The 17,568-nt window shown below is 47.8% G+C and carries 14 protein-coding genes; 4 read left to right on the top strand and 10 right to left on the bottom strand.

Annotated elements, in window-relative coordinates; genetic code table 11:
- The first annotated feature begins 100 nt into the window (after nt 1-100).
- Together J1836_RS15680 and J1836_RS15685 are read left to right on the top strand one after the other, a co-directional pair.
- Nucleotides 101-1,831, top strand: a complete 1,731-nt coding sequence (locus J1836_RS15680; protein WP_207252073.1) for a type I secretion system permease/ATPase — start codon at nt 101-103, stop codon at nt 1,829-1,831.
- The gene (locus J1836_RS15685; RefSeq protein ID WP_207252074.1) at nt 1,828-3,000 is read left to right on the top strand and encodes an HlyD family type I secretion periplasmic adaptor subunit; all 1,173 of its coding nucleotides are present in this window, start codon (nt 1,828-1,830) and stop codon (nt 2,998-3,000) included. The genes J1836_RS15680 and J1836_RS15685 overlap by 4 nt, the downstream gene beginning before the upstream one ends.
- A gap of 4 nt (nt 3,001-3,004) precedes the next feature.
- On the opposite strand, the gene tnpC is transcribed toward J1836_RS15685, so the two are convergent.
- Nucleotides 3,005-4,501 (bottom strand): IS66 family transposase, encoded by a 1,497-nt coding sequence (gene tnpC, locus J1836_RS15690; RefSeq protein ID WP_207250294.1) that lies wholly within the window; start codon nt 4,499-4,501, stop codon nt 3,005-3,007.
- A 91-nt stretch (nt 4,502-4,592) separates the two neighbouring features.
- Between tnpC and J1836_RS15695 the strand changes: the two genes are divergently transcribed.
- Nucleotides 4,593-4,814, top strand: coding sequence for a beta-barrel domain-containing protein (locus J1836_RS15695; RefSeq protein WP_207252075.1), 222 nt, complete (start codon nt 4,593-4,595; stop codon nt 4,812-4,814).
- A gap of 120 nt (nt 4,815-4,934) precedes the next feature.
- Complete coding sequence (locus J1836_RS15700; protein ID WP_207252076.1) at nt 4,935-6,563, top strand: Ig-like domain-containing protein; 1,629 nt, start codon at nt 4,935-4,937, stop codon at nt 6,561-6,563.
- 75 nt (nt 6,564-6,638) lie between these two features.
- On the opposite strand, the gene J1836_RS15705 is transcribed toward J1836_RS15700, so the two are convergent.
- The 9 genes from J1836_RS15705 to J1836_RS15745 form a co-directional block, all read right to left on the bottom strand.
- Nucleotides 6,639-7,034, bottom strand: coding sequence for an Ig-like domain-containing protein (locus J1836_RS15705; RefSeq protein ID WP_207252077.1), 396 nt, complete (start codon nt 7,032-7,034; stop codon nt 6,639-6,641).
- A gap of 216 nt (nt 7,035-7,250) precedes the next feature.
- Nucleotides 7,251-8,570 carry an O-antigen ligase family protein gene (locus tag J1836_RS15710; protein WP_207252078.1) on the bottom strand — a complete coding sequence of 440 codons (1,320 nt, stop codon included), beginning with the start codon at nt 8,568-8,570 and terminating at the stop codon, nt 7,251-7,253.
- Nucleotides 8,567-9,976 (bottom strand): hypothetical protein, encoded by a 1,410-nt coding sequence (locus J1836_RS15715; RefSeq protein WP_207252079.1) that lies wholly within the window; start codon nt 9,974-9,976, stop codon nt 8,567-8,569. The genes J1836_RS15710 and J1836_RS15715 overlap by 4 nt, the downstream gene beginning before the upstream one ends.
- A gap of 14 nt (nt 9,977-9,990) precedes the next feature.
- Nucleotides 9,991-12,267, bottom strand: a complete 2,277-nt coding sequence (locus tag J1836_RS15720) for a GumC family protein (protein ID WP_207252080.1) — start codon at nt 12,265-12,267, stop codon at nt 9,991-9,993.
- Between the two features lie 21 nt (nt 12,268-12,288).
- On the bottom strand, nt 12,289-13,011 hold the full coding sequence (locus J1836_RS15725; RefSeq protein ID WP_207252081.1) for a polysaccharide biosynthesis/export family protein: 723 nt from the start codon (nt 13,009-13,011) through the stop codon (nt 12,289-12,291).
- Between the two features lie 10 nt (nt 13,012-13,021).
- Nucleotides 13,022-13,831: a tyrosine-protein phosphatase gene (locus J1836_RS15730; RefSeq protein WP_207252082.1), complete on the bottom strand. Its 810-nt coding sequence runs from the start codon at nt 13,829-13,831 to the stop codon at nt 13,022-13,024.
- Between the two features lie 208 nt (nt 13,832-14,039).
- Nucleotides 14,040-15,980 carry a nucleoside-diphosphate sugar epimerase/dehydratase gene (locus J1836_RS15735; RefSeq protein ID WP_207252083.1) on the bottom strand — a complete coding sequence of 647 codons (1,941 nt, stop codon included), beginning with the start codon at nt 15,978-15,980 and terminating at the stop codon, nt 14,040-14,042.
- A gap of 205 nt (nt 15,981-16,185) precedes the next feature.
- On the bottom strand, nt 16,186-16,506 hold the full coding sequence (locus J1836_RS15740) for a Uma2 family endonuclease (protein WP_242632880.1): 321 nt from the start codon (nt 16,504-16,506) through the stop codon (nt 16,186-16,188).
- A 153-nt stretch (nt 16,507-16,659) separates the two neighbouring features.
- Entirely contained in the window at nt 16,660-17,487 is an 828-nt protein-coding gene (locus tag J1836_RS15745; protein ID WP_207252085.1) for a hypothetical protein, read from the bottom strand.
- Nucleotides 17,488-17,568 lie beyond the last annotated feature (81 nt).

Here is a 17,568-nt window from a genome sequence, read left to right on the forward strand (position 1 = left end):
TTGACTTGAGTGGTCAGGCGTGACTCCAGTCACATAAGCAGCATTGACGGCATGGTAATGTATGACTTTATAACAAACATTGTTAAACAGGGTCTTTCTCATGCAGCCAAAGCAAAAAGCCGATTCCAACCCGCATTCCGAACTCAAGGAATTGCTGTTGCTGTCGCGCCGTTCGTTCATATACGTCGGGGTGTTCAGTTTCTTCATCAATTTGCTGTTTTTGACACCTTCTATCTACATGTTACAGGTCTATGATCGTGTGGTGGGCGGGCGTAGTGAGAGCACCTTGTTGATGTTGACACTGATTGTAGCGGTTATCTTTGCGGTGATGGCATTCTTGGAATTCGCCCGCAGCCGCATCTTGGCGCGTATCAGTACACGGATGGATGTCGAGATGCAGGGGCGCATCGTCGATGTCATGTTCCGCAACGCCTTACAAAATCCGCGTCAGGCTTCCATTGAGCCATTGAATGACCTGAATACCATTCGTAATTTTGTTTCCAGCAATGGCGCGTTTGCCTTCTTCGATGCCCCGTGGTTTCCCGTTTACATCGGTGTGATGTTTATGTTCCATTCTTGGTATGGCTGGTTCGGTGTGGCAAGCGGCATATTGATCACTGGATTGGCGATTTGGATGGATCAGGCAACCTCACCTTTGATCAAAGCCTCGCACGGTAAAGGCGTGCAATCGCGTTTGTTATTGGAACGTAGCTTACGCAATGCCGAAGTCGCGGCAGCCTTGGGTGTTCAAAAAGGTATCTTTCAACGTTGGCAGGGGATGCACGCTGAGTCATTGCAATGGCAAGCCGAAGCCAGTGACCGTGCCGGTGCATTGTCCAATATGTCTAAAAGCGTGCGTATGTTTACCCAGTCCTTGATTTTAGGGGTGGGCGCTTATTTGGTGATTAATATGGAAATGTCCGGCGGGATGATGATTGCCGGTTCTATCCTGTTAGGTCGTGCGTTAGCACCTTTGGATTTATTGGTGAACGGTTGGAAAGGCTTTACGTCTGCCAAACAATCATGGGATAGACTGAATAAATTATTGGAAACGTTCCCAAAACAAGCACCGCGTATGGCACTGCCCGCGCCGAAGGGTAAGTTGGATGTGAGTCATTTAACCGTATTACCCCCCGGTTCACAAACACCTGTGTTGCGTGGTATTACCTTTGCCCTGAAACCGGGTGAATCATTGGCGATTATTGGGCCGAGTGGGTCGGGTAAATCGTCATTGGTGCGTTCGTTGTTGGGCTTATGGCCGCAAGTTAACGGTGAAGTACGCCTAGACGGTGCAGATATTCGCCATTGGGATTTATCACAATTGTCTAAGCACATCGGTTATTTGCCACAAGATGTTGAATTATTTGATGGCACGATTGCTGACAATATTGCACGGTTCAATGAAGTGGATGCGGGCAAGGTATTAGAAGCGGCACAAATAGCTGGCGTGCATGAGATGATTCTGCAAATGCCGAATGCTTACGACACGGTGATTGGTCCCTCCGGTGGTGCTTTATCCGGTGGTCAGCGCCAACGGATTGGTTTGGCGCGGGCTGTTTATGAAAATCCCCAATTGATTATCTTGGATGAGCCAAATTCCAATTTGGATGAGGTGGGTGAAGCGGCATTATTCCGTGCCTTAGAACAGGCAAAAGAGCGTGGCACAACGGTACTGACCATTTCGCATCGCCCCAGCATTTTAAGCAAAGTGGATAAAATCTTGGTGCTGGTCAATGGTACGGTCGCTATGTTTGGTGATCGTCAACAGGTCTTAGCAAAAATGGCCAGTAAAACCACACAATTACCTACTCGTGAGGCGACAGGAAAATGATGCACAAACTCGCAACCATACCAACTGCTCAAATACCTGCTGCAATGGTATCAGAAGCTAAGGTGGCTCCACTGAATAATGTGATTAATTTGGATACCGATGACCGTCGCTATCAGGTCTTAGGGACAACAATTATTATCGGTGTGTTTGGTGTTTTCGCCGCGTGGTCGGCACTTGCTCCATTAGGCAGTGCGGCAGTTGCACCGGGGCGTGTTGTTGTCGATATGAAAAAGCAAGTGGTACAGCACCGTGAAGGTGGGGTGATCCAAGATATTCTGGTCGAAGATGGCGATTATGTGCAAAAAGGGCAGAAATTGTTGGTGATTAATCCCACGGATGCGCAATCTGATCAAAGTAGTCTGTCAGACCAATTATTCGGTTACTTGGGGTTGGAAGCCCGTTTGAATGCCGAGCTAGAAGGGCAGAGTAAACCGATATTCCCACCTGAATTGCTCAAAGATGCCGAAACACAGGCGCGGGCGCGGGAAATCATGGCAGATGAATTGCAACAGTTTAAGGTGCGTCGTTCAGCGGCTGATTCTGAAAATCGCATCTTGCGGCAGAAGGTGACCCAACTCCGTGAACAAATTCAGGGTGTTGAGAGCCAAATTCAATCCGAACGTTCGTTAGAAGCGTCTTATGCGAAAGAGGCTCAACAATTACAGGATTTATTTAATCGTAAATTGATCAGTAATATGCAATTGAATGAGGCGGATCGTAACCGTTTGGCGACAGCCGCTAAGGTTGCGGGCTTAGAATCGTCTAAAGTTGATTTGAAAGTACAAAGTAGTCAAGCGGAAGAGCAATTACTACTCCAACAAAATCAGCGTAATAAAGAAATTGCGGCACAATTAGGTGACGTGCGTTTAAAAATTACGGATTTGCGGAATCGTTTAGGGGCGGTTGATGGTCGTTTAGAAAGAACCGTGGTGGTTGCGCCTGAAGCGGGTACAGTTGTCGATTTGGTTTACCATACGAAGGGTGGGGTGGTTGATCCCGGTGCGCGTATTTTGGATATTGTGCCAAAAATTGATAGCTTCCAGATTGAAGCCAGTGTAAGCATTAGTGATATTGATAAAGTTCATGCTGGTCAAGAAGCTGATATTCGTTTTCCTGCGTTTGCGTCTGCTTCGTTCTTAAAAGTAACACCAGGTGAGGTCAAATTGTAAGCGTTCACGCCGTCTGTAGCGGGTTAGAAGCTAACGGTTGAGCCAAAGGGAAGCGCACCGAGACAGACTTATGAGCCAAGCCTTGTGAGCAAATGTCCCGCATCAATATCGCCATATTCATCCCCAATTGACGTGCCGTCCCCAGCACGGTCATCACCGTTGGACGGAATCTGTCACCTTGTGCCGACTGGCTGGCAAAGCTGGTTTTCCGCCATTGCACATACGGCCTGATCACCCGCTCGGCACGGTTATTGGTGAGGGGAATGCGACTATCCTTGAGGAAAGTCCAACACATCGCCTCATCCTTGAGCAAATGCTTGCATTGGTTGGTGGTGCGTTTGCAATTCTCCAATGCCAAGCCTTTGTTGAGCGTGGCTTGGAAGCTGCGGCGCAAGCGGAGTATCCGCCGTTGGTAGCGAGCGGCTTCATCGGGTTGTTGTTGCCAGCGGTGATGGGTGCGGACGGTGGTATAGGCGAGTAACAACAGGCGTTTGCCCACGCTTCCCCCTTCGCCGCAACGCCCCGCCATTTTGCGGAAGTGGCGGATCAAATGCGCCCAACACAGTTGCCGCCGTTCGGGTGGGACGTTGCCGTAACCACTGAAGTGGTCGGTGACCAGATAGCCAGTAAAGCTGCCCAACAAGGCATCGGCGGCGGCCTTGCCGCGTGAGTAATGGGTCATGAAGTAACTCACGCTATGGTCAGCCAATGCCCATAACCAGTAAGTGTTCGTACCGCGATAATGGCGGGTTTCATCGGCGTGGCATACCGCTTGTCCGCGTACATACTGACCTACTTGACGGTATAGCGGCCCCATCCACGGAATGGCTTTGCCTTGCGCCTTGCTGATAGCCCCAGTGCTAAAACGCACGTGGCACATTTCCCACAACAGAACCTGGATCTGGCGCATGGATAGGCGGAACTGACCACTCAAAATCACCACCCAGGCGATCACGCCTGCACCCATTTGACCGCTCGGCACCCAATCCGGCCACTGGCTGTGGTGCTTGATGCCGCAGGATTGGCAAACACCCTGATAAAACTGGTGTTCCGTCACGTCCGGTGGCGGCGGTGGAGCAATATCCGTGACCTGATGGCGGTAAGGGTTTCCCCAATCAATCGCCACTGCCCCACCACAGGAACAGGTGCTTTCAGGGAAATACTGTTCGGTACGGGTCACTTGTTCGGGAGGATATAACGCCCGTTCGTGACGCGGATGCCCCGGTTGCCCACCGTGTGGGCGGCTACTCCCCTTGCGTTTGGGACGCAACGCCCGTTGTTCCGGGCTGTCGGAGGACGGCGCTTTGGAACTGTTACGCGAACTGCTGCCGAATTTGGCAACCAGTTCTTCCAGTTGTTTTTGCAGCATTTCGACTTGTTGCTCCAGCACCGCCACCCGTGCCACTTGCTTCTCCAACTCAGTTATCCGTTCCTGTTGGCGCACGATCACCTGATGCGCTTCATCCAGTGTCGTGGGTAAGGTAGGAACGGCGGCTAACAAGGGGTAAATGACTCGCTGTTGGGATGGGGTGAATTTACTACAAGTTCGCTGGAATGCCTAATAGAGGGCGTGAACGCTTACGGTCAAATTGGTGTCAGCAGATACGTTGACTGATCCCACCACGAAACAGGCTTATTATCAGGCACGCGTTGAAATTAAACCAGAAGGCGTGAAGGAATTGAGTAAGCATGATTTGGAGTTAGTGCAAGGTATGCCTGCTGAGGTGTCGATTAAAACGGGTGAACGCACTTTCCTACAATATCTATTACAGCCGATCACGAACATGTTTAACCATGCATTTAATGAAGATTAACTGAATCGATCAATAATTATTATTGATTAATATATATGCATAATCTATAATAGCCCGTGGTGTAATTAAGTTTACATTACGGGTTTTTTTTATAGGTATGCAAACAGGGAATATTAATTTATGTCTATTTCATTGGTAAAAGATAGTGGTAAGACTGGTGATAATCTTACCAATGACGCCCACATTAATCTGGGGTTTGATCTGGCTAACGGCGCTGTGACTTATACACTGAAGTCTATCGTGAAAGGTAAAGAGAAGGTCATTGGTAAAGCGGGTACCAGTTTCGATGCTAAATTATTAGATGACGCTGGTAATTTCTTATTACCGGCAACCAGCAAAGCAGGACAGTATGTTTTAGAAGTGAAACAAGGTGAGGTGGCTTCATCATTGAGTTTTACGGTGGATAATAAATTACCTAGTGCACTCAAAATTGCTATTGCTAATGATACAGGTAAGAAAAGCGATAAGATTACCAATGACGCGACCTTGAAACTGACAGGCTTGGAAACAGGTGCTACGGTTGAATGGTATAACAGCACGGCTAAACAATGGCAAACGGTTGCTACAGATTTATTAACCGTTGATGGTAAAACCACGTTACTTAAGACGGGTGATTTGCTCACAGGTGATTTCAAAGGGACATTAGAACTTCGTCAAGTGGATGCCGCCGGTAATGCCCAAAAAGCGGCGACAAAAGTTGTGTTGACTTATGATACGACAGCACCAGAAGTCTTGAATAGCTCTGTTCCGTCAGAGGCTGATAGTATTGCGAATGGCAAATCCAGCGTGGTACGCATCATCAGCAATGAAAAGTTGATTGGTTTGGATAAGAGTGACTTTGTGGTGAGCAATACTGCATTGGCATCTGTTGGTGCAATTAAAGAGGTTGTGCAAAAGGATGGAACAGTCGCTTATGATGTGACGCTGACGGCGAGTAAAACAGGCGGTGGGGATGTGTCCTTGAGTTTTGCGAAAAATGCAGCAGTGACGGATGTCGCGGGTAATGCTTTGAATGTTGCGGCGTTGGCTGAAGAAGCACTGGCAGGTTTTTGGATAGGCAATGGTAATCTGCAAGTTAGCCTTGTAGAAGATACTGGTAAAGCAGGTGATTATATTACAAATAATGGTGATATTAATATTTCAGCCATTCGATCTGATTCTGCGATTGAATTCCGCATCAAAGCCAATTCAGAAAGTTTACCAGAAGGGTCGATTGATTGGATCGATATTGAGGGCTTAGTTATTGATGGAACATCAGAAACTATTAGCATTGAGAGCTTATATGAGTTGGCTAATTTATCATTAGAAAATTCACCTGTCGATGGTTGGAAGGACACGATTGAATTCCGTCAAGTCAATGAGTTGACAGGGAAAACCTCCGGTTCGACTGCACTAACGTTTACCTATGACAATTATGCTGATATGTTTTTTGGAGAATCCCCAGAATCTGATGAAGTAGCTAATGGTCAATCCGTTGTATTGCAATTTACCAGTGATGAAAAACTGGCGGGTTTTGATAAAAGTGATTTGATGGTAACTAATGCTGCATTAGCTTCTATTACGGGTGTTAAAGAGCAGATGGTTACAGAAGATGATTGGGTTTATTGGAACTATAATGTCACTGTCAAGGCAGGGGCGACTGATGGGGAAGTAGGGGTACAGTTTGCTGATTCCGCATCCATTACGGATTTGGCTGGTAATGAAATTGATTTAGCGGCTATAGAACCTTATTTATTGTTTATTGTTTAATACATAAAAAGAAACCCTCCACTAGGGAGGGTTTCTTCACTCATGATAATAATTATCTGAACTTACAACTGAATGTTAAGCAGCACCCGATACTGGTGCTGGTTTCAGGTGGATAGTAACGCGTGCTGATTTTTTACGGGTTTTGCCTCTTGCATCTTTGTATGTGACAGTGTAAGTAAAGCTGTCGGTTTTCTTACCTTTGGCTTTGCTTGGGTTTGGCGTATAAGTGCAAGTACCACCATCACAAACAACAGAACCATACCGTGCTTTACCACCAGTGTAGCCATCTATAACGGCACTAGGGTCTTTGTCATTTGCTGCAACATCAATATCCACTGCTGTATCAGTAGTGGTTGTGCCAGTATCAGCACGTAATGTAGGCGCTTTAACCGCAGCAGCAAATGCTGCACTGCTCATGACAATGCCAGACAATAGCAAAGCAGTAGTGGATAATTTGAGAAATTTGTTCATGGGTTTTCTCCCTATGGATTAAAAATTGGAACGAATGACGTAATATCGCCACTCTCATTATAAATAATTTTGATTCATGTGCAAGCAAAATTATTTATTAGTTGATGCCTTTTCTGGTGGTTTTCCCAGAAATTATGTTAATAAGGCACGACATTATTTTATCCTAAGCATTAGGACTTTTCTGTAACAGCCATCACATCTACTATGATTGCGCTATTATTTTTTATGTGTTGTTAACGTTTTCAAGAAGATGCCAGCCAAACAGGCAAATATCAAAGGATGTGGAATGGTGTGGAAATTAAAATCAAAAAAAGCATGTATTAAGGAAAGTAATAACCCCATGCCTGCCCCCACCTGTAACATAAACAAGGGATGCCGTGCATGTTGCCAAAGTCTGTACCAGCCGTATAAGAATATACCTAGAAAAAATACCAATAGGCTGATGCCAATCGCGCCTGTTTCCAACAATAACTCAAGATAGTCATTATGGGCATGGGCAACAAAACCTGCCCCCACTTGTTCCATGGGTTGAAATGCCGTATAGACATTACCAAACGTACCGGGACCACTTCCTAACGGAAAAAATTGTTGGATGGCTTCGATTTGTTGGGTGAACATCACCCAGCGAGCATCGGCGAGTGGGTCTGCCGCAATAAAGCGATTAATGACCGGAACTAACCCTGTCAAATAGGCTAACGTCATAACCAATGCCAAAAATAACACAATAAATAAAGCAGCATGAGTTTTGCGTACCTTACGAGATAGCAGCAATGGTGTGAGCACGATGGCTAGAAACAAGTTGGGAATACCTGCCCGTGACATGGCAAACATACCACCTAGAAAAATGAGGGTGGCGGCTGCCAGATAAAAAGCCAGTAGGGTTTTATGCCGCCCTTCATCGTGTTCGCGGCGGTGCGCCATGTGATGTGCCGTTAGCGCAATCACCAACGGTAGCGTAAATTCCATTAAGGTGGAGTAATGGTCACGGTTGTAATAAGACCCGTGCGCTGAGCCACCTGCCCCGGAATATTGGATTAACCCCCAAGTAGCTTGTAATGCCGCGACCGTGATGAGCAGGCGCACGAGCACATACAGTCTATCCGTATCTAATGAGATAGTAGCGAGAAATAATACTAATGCAGGCAAGATGCTTAATAGTGTTTGCGCGGTAGCATAAGGGTCAACGGAGAGGCTGTGCCACCCCATTGGATTGCCTGTTTGTGCCAGCAATGTCGCGACATCCTGATAAAAGTCCCTGCCGGGTAGTGCTAGCCAGACATCGGGGGGAACGGGTATCAAATACAAAGCAAACGTTACACTCACATAGGCAATGAAGGCGACCACAATCCCCGGAATGGGCAGTGCTTCACGCCGATGCACGACTAACAGCATGATGCCCAGTAACAAGCCGATGACTTCTAATAGAAACCAATGCCAGTTAGTTTCTAGCCAAGGGGATGGCAGCAGCAAAATACCCGCACTGGCTAACAATAGCCCTTGCGCGAGTGTTAGCGGTGTATGTTCGGCATTGCTCATGGTGGCGTTGATCCTTTCACAATGCTGAGGTCATCAAACCAGATTTCCCCTTCAAAAACGTTGTGGTGGGCATAAGGGCTATCGGTTTCTAAGCGAAGCAATTGTGCTTGGCAACCGGTGGGTACACGTAGGTTGGCCGTAAATTTTTCCCAAACGCCGTTACCCTTGAAGGCAGCAGATTCGCCCAATACCGGTAGGTCAGGCTTATCCGCACAATGCATCCGCCAGCGCAGTCCTTTACTGGTACGGAGTTGTGCCAACCGATAACGTCCTTGTAACGTGTAATCGCCCGCTGGTAATAGCCGGGTTTGCGAGACATGCTGAAACACAACGCTTTTAGTACCTTTTTTGAAAGTGATGTGCAAGCCCAGTTTGCCGGTCACACCCATGCCACTGGTCTGTTGTACTTTGACCGTTGGGGCGGGTTGGCTGATTTTCCACGTAAAGGCTTGATTGATGTTTTTAGTATCTTCAAAGCCACCGTCATACAGTTGGGTTTCCGAACCAGCGGGTATGCTTAAGTTATCCGCCCAGACTTGGTAGGCTTTTGACCAATATTTGCTTTTAATGAGGTGATTAACATAGCTATCTCGCTCAGCCGGAATGGGGGGATGCGCGGAATTAGCGCGAGCCATGTAGTAGCGATGGATCTTATCCGCATCAGGTTCGTTTGCCAGCAAATAATTGAAGAAAGCAGGCCACCAGACCGGCGGCGAGGCTAAATGCTGAGCAAAGAATTCGGTGAAACGTGGGTCATCCAATGCTGTGTGAAACAGTGGAAACGTGACTTCGGCAGATTCTGGATTATTGACCAATAACGCTGATCTAGCACGGAAGGATTTGGCATCTTCTTTAGATGCCGACCAATAGTCAGCCACGGTTGCTAATGTCGTTAAATAAGTAGGTCGTAAACGGTAACTAATATCCGCTACTGTATCTGCGACGGCTTTATCGGCTGGGCTGATAGTGGGAAAAGCTTCAGTTGCATCGGTTTCATCTGTGGCTTGATCAGGTTCTGTCGTGCCAGTGTCTTCCGCATCGTATTCCGTCTCATCCAATACCACACGATACAGGGCTGGGCGGGCATACAGCTCTAACAACATAAGGGCTGCTTCGCCATTGGCGGGATTATGACGTACTGCATCAAACGCATGGCGGCGGGCATCATCAACTTTGCCATCCACGGCTGCTTGTTCTGCCAATGCTAAGTAAGCATTAGGTGGAAAGAGCAACGGAAAATGGGTGGGTGCATGGTAGTTGCCAGGGTCAAATAATGGGTTATAACCATCACTGTTGCCACCATCGACTGCGTTATACGTGCGTCCGTACCCATCGGCAATGCCTGTGACGGTTAATAAACCGCCATAGGCTAGGATTAGGCTACCGATGATCCATTTGGTGATCATGCTGCTATTTCCTATCAAGCTGCCGCTTTGCTGATGCGTTTCTTTTCACCCTTATCGCTCTTGCTGTCTCCACCATAGGTGTAGTGGTATTCATAGCTATAACCGTAACCAGCACCACCCGACTTAACTTTGGTTAAAATTGATCCAATGACATGTGAGCGTGCATGACGTAGGCGCTGGTAAGCATCCAGCAACGGTTTTTTGCGTGACTGCGCAAAAGTAGCCACTAACAGGGTAGCATTTGCCCAGTTAGACAAAATCAAGGCATCCGCCAAGCCCATAATCGGTGGGGAGTCGATGATGATCATGTCATAGTCAACGGGTACGAGCTTCAATAGTTCGCTCATGCGGTCACTGAGCAGCAATTCGGCTGGATTGGGGGATAGCGGCCCCGCCGTGATAATATCCACATTCGGAATATCGGTGTGACGGATGACTTGCTTGGCTTCTGATTGATAAGTCAAGAAGTTACTCATGCCCTCGTAGTTATCCAGCTTCAACTTTTGATGCAAAGATGGTTTGCGCAGGTCGCAATCAATCAATAAAACCCGTTTCCCGGATTGCGCAAAAGCAGTGGCGGTATTCACGCAAATACTGGATTTGCCTTCACCGGGCATAGAGCTAGTGACATGTAATACTTTCGGTGCCCCTTCACGGGTAGCAAACAACATACTGGTACGCAGTGAGCGGAACGCTTCACCAATTGCAGAGCGTGGGTCGAGATGTCCCATGAGTGCAGCTTGTTTCTCGTCTTTGGATTTGGCGCGGGGAATCATACCCAGTACTGGCATTGACAGCAGTTTTTCGAGTGCTTCCTTCGTTTTAATGCGGTCATCAAGGAATTCCAGCATAAAGGCAATCACCATGCCGATGAATAAGCCGCCGACCAAACCTAAAGCAAGATTTAGTGTAACGTTAGGTGAGAACTGATTATAGGGTAGAACGGCTTCATCAATCACGGTGATGTTGTTTTTGTCGATATTGCCTGCTACACCGACTTCCTTAATCCGCTGCAACAAACTTTCGTACATATTGCGGTTAGTTTCAACTTCACGTTCCAGCGTGTTGTAACCGATGCTTTTATCACGTACATCCAGTAAATCGCCTTTTTGCGTTTCTAACTTTTTGCGCAAAGAATCTTCTTGTTGTTTGGCCGCTAAGTATTTGGCCTTGAGTGTATCGCGTGCAGAGCCAATTTCTTTGTTGATTTGTTGATTGATAATGCCCATTTGTTGGCTGATTTCAACCATCAGCGGGTAATCTGCCTTGTAAACTTGCAGCTTTTCTTGGTAATCAGATTCCAGTTTGGAGTAACGTTCCTTCAAGCTTTGGATATTGGTGCTTTCTGCTATCGCAGCGGCGGTATCACCTAATTTAGCTTGTTCATAGACGCCTTCTGCAAGGATACGATCTTTCTCTGCCTCGGTGACTGCTTTATCCAAGGCTTCCATGCGCTGTGAAGATAGGCTGCGTTTATCATCAGTGTTAATGATTTGTTCACGCTTGGCGTAACCGACTAACTTGGATTCTGATTCTTCCAGCTTGCTTTTGGCTTGTGCTAATTGGTCGTCCAAGAAGGTTTTGGCGTAAGAGGTCGAGTCTACTCGACGTTCTAAATTCAAGCTGATGTATTGCGCAGCAATTTCGTTGGTAATGCGCTGAGCCAGTTCAGGATCTTTACTGCTGTAACTAACTTTGACTAAGCTGGAGTTTTTGACAGGTTCAACTGCCATGCCTTTCAAAAACTTTTCCTCAACGGGGTATGCGCCCAAACGTTCCCGTGATGCACCATCCTCTTCCCCACGCATCACCGTTTCGAGCTGTTCTAAAGCGTCGGCAAAGAACGGTTTGGCGAGTTGTGTTTCTGCTTCCGCATCATTCGGGTACAAATTAAGTTGATCAATGACGCGCCGCGCTAACGAGCGACTTTTGAGTAATTCGTATTGGGTTTGATAGAAATCTTTGTCATTAACCGGTCGAGTACTTTGGGCTTCAACGTCATAGTTCAGGACTTTGGCGCTGTTTTCCAAATCAATTTTCAAGGTCACGGTGGAGCGATATTGCGGCGGCATCATCAATGTCACAATGGTGACAATGATGAAGATCAGCAGGGCAATTCCCACAATCGTCCATTTATGACGGCGTACAGTGTCCCAGAGCTGCCGTAGGTCGATTTCATCATCGCCATCATCATCGCCCTTTGGGGGCAAAGTGAGGGCGTTAAATTCATCTTCGCGCAATGCCAGCTTATGGGGCTTTTGCGCCAGCGCAATCGGATAGGGTGGTTTCATGTTTGACATAGCAGTATTTCGTTAAAAAGGGCTTAAAATATTGGCGATGTTGCTCATGCTGGAAGAGACTTCCTTCAGCCAGTAACGGCTATCTGAGCGATGTGCCACAATAATATCGTTATTGCGCAGGTAAGGGTTTTTGGATTGTCCTTTCCTGATCGTATCAATATTGAGCTGATAGGCTTTTACTTGGTTGCCTACTTTGCGAAACAGCACGATTTTACTGGGGTCAGCCATGTCATCCAAACCGTTGCCCAATGCCAATGCTTGAATTAAGTTAACTTGCCCCGCTGTAATTGGGTAAACACCGGGGGTTTTAAATGAACCATCTAACGTAATGTGCTGGCTACTGTATTCTTTAACAAACACCGTGACTTGTGGATTTTGTAAGTATTTCTGGCGTAACCGTTCGGCAATGACTTGTTCTGTTTGTACGGGTGTTAAGCCTTCGACTTTAATATTCCCCAACAGTGGTAACGAGATGTTGCCATCACTGTCTACCCTTGCTTGACGGGAAAATTCTTCAGCACGGAATACGCTCGTTTCCAGTAAGTCAGCCACGCCAATGCGGTATTCTTCTGCTTTAGCGGTGTAGTCTAGTTCTGCCGTACTGGCAAACAGCGTTTGCGCATTCGGCATTGTGCCATCACTGCTGCCCATCGGTGAGGTGCTACAAGCCGGTAGTAATACTGCACATGTAACACTGAGTAATAGGGTAGGAAGGATCGTTGTTTTCATCATCATTTCAATCCGGTTAGCCAAATAAGCGCCGTAGCCACGGCTTTTTCGTTGTGGAGGTGGCAGCAAGCCTTCTCAAGTGAAAGGCAGGTGGCGCGTAAACGTCTTCAGGAGCCAGATCATCTAAAATAGCTTGTGGGCGGTCACGTACCATACGCCACGCTTCAGCTTCATCGCCGAGAATACGTGCCGTTTCTGCTACCGCATCGGTCAGCACAGGAATGCGTGACTTTGCCTCATGAGCATCTGAGGCAAGAATATGCACATACCCATCCATCAGGAAGCGTTCGCACCAGTTTTTGGCAGAACGACCAAAATGCCCGGTAACAGATCCTGCGGTCAGTTGGATCCACGCGCCTAACTTTGCTGCTTCCAGAAATGTTTCGTAATGCCCGTGCAACCAGTGCAACCGCTCTGGATGGGTAATGACTGGGACATAACCCGCATTAATAAAGTTCTCGATGTGTTCAAGAAAATTCGGCACGGGGACATGATGCGACGGTTCTAGCAGGAAATAGCGTGAGCCATGCAGCGTGGGGATTGTACCGTGACGCAGGCCAGAGAGCAGCGTCGGTGTGAATTGCACATCCGCCCCAATGACTAAGGTTAGTGGAATACCCGCCTCATTCAGTACCGTTTGTAAGGCTTCCATCGCCGGACGGATGGTGGCAGTGGTGTTTTCATATACGTTAGGGTATATGTGGGGTGTGCACGCTAAATGCGTTGTGCCGTCCGCAACTGCAATACGCGCCATCGCGAGCGATGTTTCCATATCTTGCGAGCCGTCACACAGAGCGGGGAGTATATGGCTATGTAAATCAATCATATGTCAGTCTGCCCGTTAACGCATGAGTAAAATAATGAATTGGCAACAAATGTTTATTGTTTATTCGCTAGTATAGTATACAGATTGTTTTCTGTACCCATCTCCCCTTTTCTAACAAATATTATCAACGTGCCTTAAGTATGCAGAATAACGTGGCACGCGGGACAGGGATGTGATGCCAATCACATCCCTGTCGCTTGATTGATAATTATGCACAGGCGGCGTAGTTGTTGGTTTGTTCCGTTGGGGTGGGAATGAAGTTATCCGGCATCATGCCACTGTGTTTGAAGCCTTGAACTTGCTGTTTCAATAAGCGGTGAATGCTGGCTAAGTCGTAGTGTTGGCAAGCCGTATCCAGCTTGTTTAATACGCGCTCAAACTCAGGCCAAGCGGCCGCTTGTTCATGGGCTTTGAAGATACGGCTGTGTTGCGTGGCTTTTGATACGCTGCCAATTAGCAATTCTTCATAGAGCTTTTCACCGGGGCGCAGACCGCTGAATTCAATACTGATGTCACCGTAAGGGGAGTGCTCATCGCGCACTTCTAACCCTGAGAGGCGGATCATGCGTTTTGCCATATCCAAGATACGTACCGGTTCACCCATATCCAACAGGAAGACATCCCCACCCGTTGCCATAGCCCCCGCTTGAATAACGAGTTGCGCCGCTTCCGGTATGGTCATGAAGTAACGAATAATATCAGGGTGCGTGACGGTGACTGGTCCACCTGCCTGAATTTGTTTGCGGAAGAGGGGGACGACCGAGCCAGAAGAGCCGAGTACATTGCCAAAGCGTACCATGCCAAACGTGGTTTTGCTGGGTAATTGAGCTAGCCCTTGCAATACCAGTTCTGCCATGCGCTTGCTAGCCCCCATGATATTGGTGGGGCGAACGGCTTTATCGGTTGAGATGAGGGTGAAGTGTTCAACGCCTGCCGCAATGGCTGCTTCAGCGGTGCGCCAAGTGCCAAACACATTGTTGCGGATGCCTTCCACTGGGTTGTGCTCGACCATCGGTACGTGCTTATACGCGGCTGCATGGTACAAGGTTTGGATATGGTATTGCTTGAGAATACTTTCAACGCGTTGCCGGTCTTGTACCGAGCCTAATACGGGTATCAACGGTATAGAGCACGGTTCATGACTGGCGAGTTGAATTAACTCTTGTTCAATTTGGTAGAGAGCAAATTCGGATAATTCAAACAGTACCAAACAGGTTGGTTGCAGGCGAATAATTTGGCGGCACAGTTCAGAGCCAATTGAGCCACCCGCACCTGTGACCATGACGGCTTTATGGGTGATACAAGCACTCAACAGCGTGGTATTAGGTAGTACGGGGGGGCGACCGAGTAGGTCATCAATTTCAATATCGCGTAATTCACTGATGGTCTGATTGCCGGAGACCAGATCCACGAGGCCGGGGATTGTGCGGACATGGACATCCAGCGGTTCTAAATAATGCAGGATTTCGTTACGTTGCGCCGCACTGGCAGATGGCATAGCCAGCAAGACTTGTTGAATGTCGTAGGTGTCGATCAGCTCTGGGAGTGCTTCCCGTGCGTGTACGTGGATGCCGTTGATAATGGCTTTTTGCAAGCGTGGGTTATCATCCACATAAGCGATGACGTGGTATTCGGGTAGGTTTTCCAGTGTGACTGCCAGTTGTGTGCCTGATTGCCCTGCACCGTAAATGGCGACTTTGATCTGTGAAGTGTTTTTCTGAAGGGCATAATAGTAGCGTCGCGCCACGTAGCGGCTGCCACCAATCAAGAGGAAGGCTACACCCCAATAAATGGGATAGACGGAACGGGGGATGTTGTCCCAATCGAATATAACGCCACAGATGCTGAGCATAATAGTCGATAGCGTCACGCCATAGAACACAGCCATCAGGGCGTGCCCGCTAATGAAACGGATGACGGCGCGGTATAAGCCGAGTGCCACGAATACGGGCAGTGTGACCAACGGGGCAGCGAGCAACATCCACACACCATCATGCAGGGTGGGTTGCCAGTCGCCTAAGCGTAGACAAAAACTGAGCCAAACCGCCAAAGGCAGTAACAGTATATCGGTGCTCAACATGAATAAACGTTTTTGCCAGCGAGGTAGCGAAAACGGCAAAGAAGCATAACGTTTGGTTGCGCCCATCATCTTTCTTCCTGAAAATTTTGTGCTATTGGATAGGATTTCAGACAAAGCGTAGACCGTGGCTCACGCTACCGCCCTACATCGTCGTGGATGTTATGGAGGGGGAACGAGCAAAGCTTATAATCTGACCCCTTAGATCGCTTCGTCTTCGAATCATAAGCCTAGTTTTGTCAGCGGCTCTCCAACAGTTGCTGGAGATAGGGTTATCTTATGGAAAACGCGGTGGATAGGATGTGATTAGGCTCACAGTATGGGTGTTAAAGTTGACGTGCCTAACTCTGCGGTAGATGTGGCGTACGGCTATTTCTAAATCAACGGATTCCAGTATCAAGGTATTGTCGGCGTAATAGGATTCTAATTGCCAGTTGGTACGGCGGCGGTAAACCCGCAAATAGGGCGTTTCCTGCGAAACCATGACGTATTCCAACAGTGAGGGAATTTGTATGTAATTATCGAATTTTTCTTTCAAGTCAATCCGCTTGGTTGAGCCAGACAGCACTTCGATAATGAGGATGGGAGTTGCTCTCATCCTCCCGTTTGCGGTGCTGGGTGGCATAATCCCGCAAATAGAGGTTAATGAGTGTCTGGTAGGGGATGCCCGTTTCTTCAGTCAGTATTCCACGGCATCGTTATCCAAGCGGATGGTGACAGGCTGTTTTAAGTGCTTGATGGATGGATTCCTTCACCTTTTTTCCCGCAGTTGTGCAACTTGTTCTAAGCTTAATCCCGTTTTTTGAGCGATGGTATGATCATCAAGGAGGTCGAGCAAGTTGGCTGCAATGCCAAGCGCCTTTTGGTGTTCGCCTTTTTCCATTCCTTTTTCCATTCCTTCCTGAAGTGCTTTTTCCCGCTCTTCTTTGCGTAATTCTTCTTCGCTGTATTCGTCTTTCATGCGGGCGTGGTCGCGGGGGGTGAGGGTGTCTTTGCGGATGGTTTGCAGCACTTTTTGTACATTGCCATTGTGGTAAGCCGATTCATCCACTTCCTCGTCGAGGCTATCGTTGATGGCTAACAGCCATTCGCGCCAAGTTTCAGGGGTTTCGTCGTTGAGGTATTTGGGGCAAATGTAGACGATTTTATGGGGTATTTCCCCTAAGCCTACGCCGTGGCGGTCTTTGGGGTCGAAGTCAATCATCACCATATCACGGGCGTATTTATCGCCTGAGGTGAGTACCACGATGGTATAAACCGCCAACGCAGGGCGGTAGTCCTTAGCGTGGACAGCTTGTTCCAGCAAGGCGGCGCAATGGTAGTGCAAAAAGCGCTGGTAATGGTCAGGGTAACGGCGGTGTTGGATGTCCACGATGATGCGGTTGACTTTATCTTCGGCGAACAGGTCAAAATAGTTATTGACTGAACCGATGGGGTTGCTAAACGACTTTTCAGTTTCTACGTGATCAATGACCAGTTCAATGCCCAGAATATCTTTGACAAATGCGGTGAATATATCAGGTTGAGAAAAGGCTTTTTTGAAGATCACGCCATAACGAAGGGAAGCAACGGCTTGCATGGTGAGTACCTTGATAATAACTGCATCGGCTTGGAGTATAGCACGCTTTAGCGATGATTTCGCAGGTAGGCTTGCTTGATG

It is taken from the genome of Thiothrix fructosivorans, assembly GCF_017349355.1.
In the GTDB taxonomy this organism is placed as follows: Bacteria; Pseudomonadota; Gammaproteobacteria; order Thiotrichales; family Thiotrichaceae; genus Thiothrix; species Thiothrix fructosivorans.

Excerpts from the sequence above, each read along its gene's own strand:
- J1836_RS15685 (WP_207252074.1), top strand. The coding sequence starts at position 1,828 with ATGATGCACAAACTCGCAACCATACCAACTGCTCAAATACCTGCTGCA.
- J1836_RS15725 (WP_207252081.1), bottom strand. The coding sequence starts at position 13,011 with ATGATGATGAAAACAACGATCCTTCCTACCCTATTACTCAGTGTTACA.
- J1836_RS15710 (WP_207252078.1), bottom strand. The coding sequence starts at position 8,570 with ATGAGCAATGCCGAACATACACCGCTAACACTCGCGCAAGGGCTATTG.
- J1836_RS15745 (WP_207252085.1), bottom strand. The coding sequence starts at position 17,487 with ATGCAAGCCGTTGCTTCCCTTCGTTATGGCGTGATCTTCAAAAAAGCC.
- J1836_RS15720 (WP_207252080.1), bottom strand. The coding sequence starts at position 12,267 with ATGAAACCACCCTATCCGATTGCGCTGGCGCAAAAGCCCCATAAGCTG.
- J1836_RS15740 (WP_242632880.1), bottom strand. The coding sequence starts at position 16,506 with ATGAGAGCAACTCCCATCCTCATTATCGAAGTGCTGTCTGGCTCAACC.
- J1836_RS15715 (WP_207252079.1), bottom strand. The coding sequence starts at position 9,976 with ATGATCACCAAATGGATCATCGGTAGCCTAATCCTAGCCTATGGCGGT.
- J1836_RS15735 (WP_207252083.1), bottom strand. The coding sequence starts at position 15,980 with ATGATGGGCGCAACCAAACGTTATGCTTCTTTGCCGTTTTCGCTACCT.
- J1836_RS15705 (WP_207252077.1), bottom strand. The coding sequence starts at position 7,034 with ATGAACAAATTTCTCAAATTATCCACTACTGCTTTGCTATTGTCTGGC.
- J1836_RS15730 (WP_207252082.1), bottom strand. The coding sequence starts at position 13,831 with ATGATTGATTTACATAGCCATATACTCCCCGCTCTGTGTGACGGCTCG.
- J1836_RS15680 (WP_207252073.1), top strand. The coding sequence starts at position 101 with ATGCAGCCAAAGCAAAAAGCCGATTCCAACCCGCATTCCGAACTCAAG.
- J1836_RS15700 (WP_207252076.1), top strand. The coding sequence starts at position 4,935 with ATGTCTATTTCATTGGTAAAAGATAGTGGTAAGACTGGTGATAATCTT.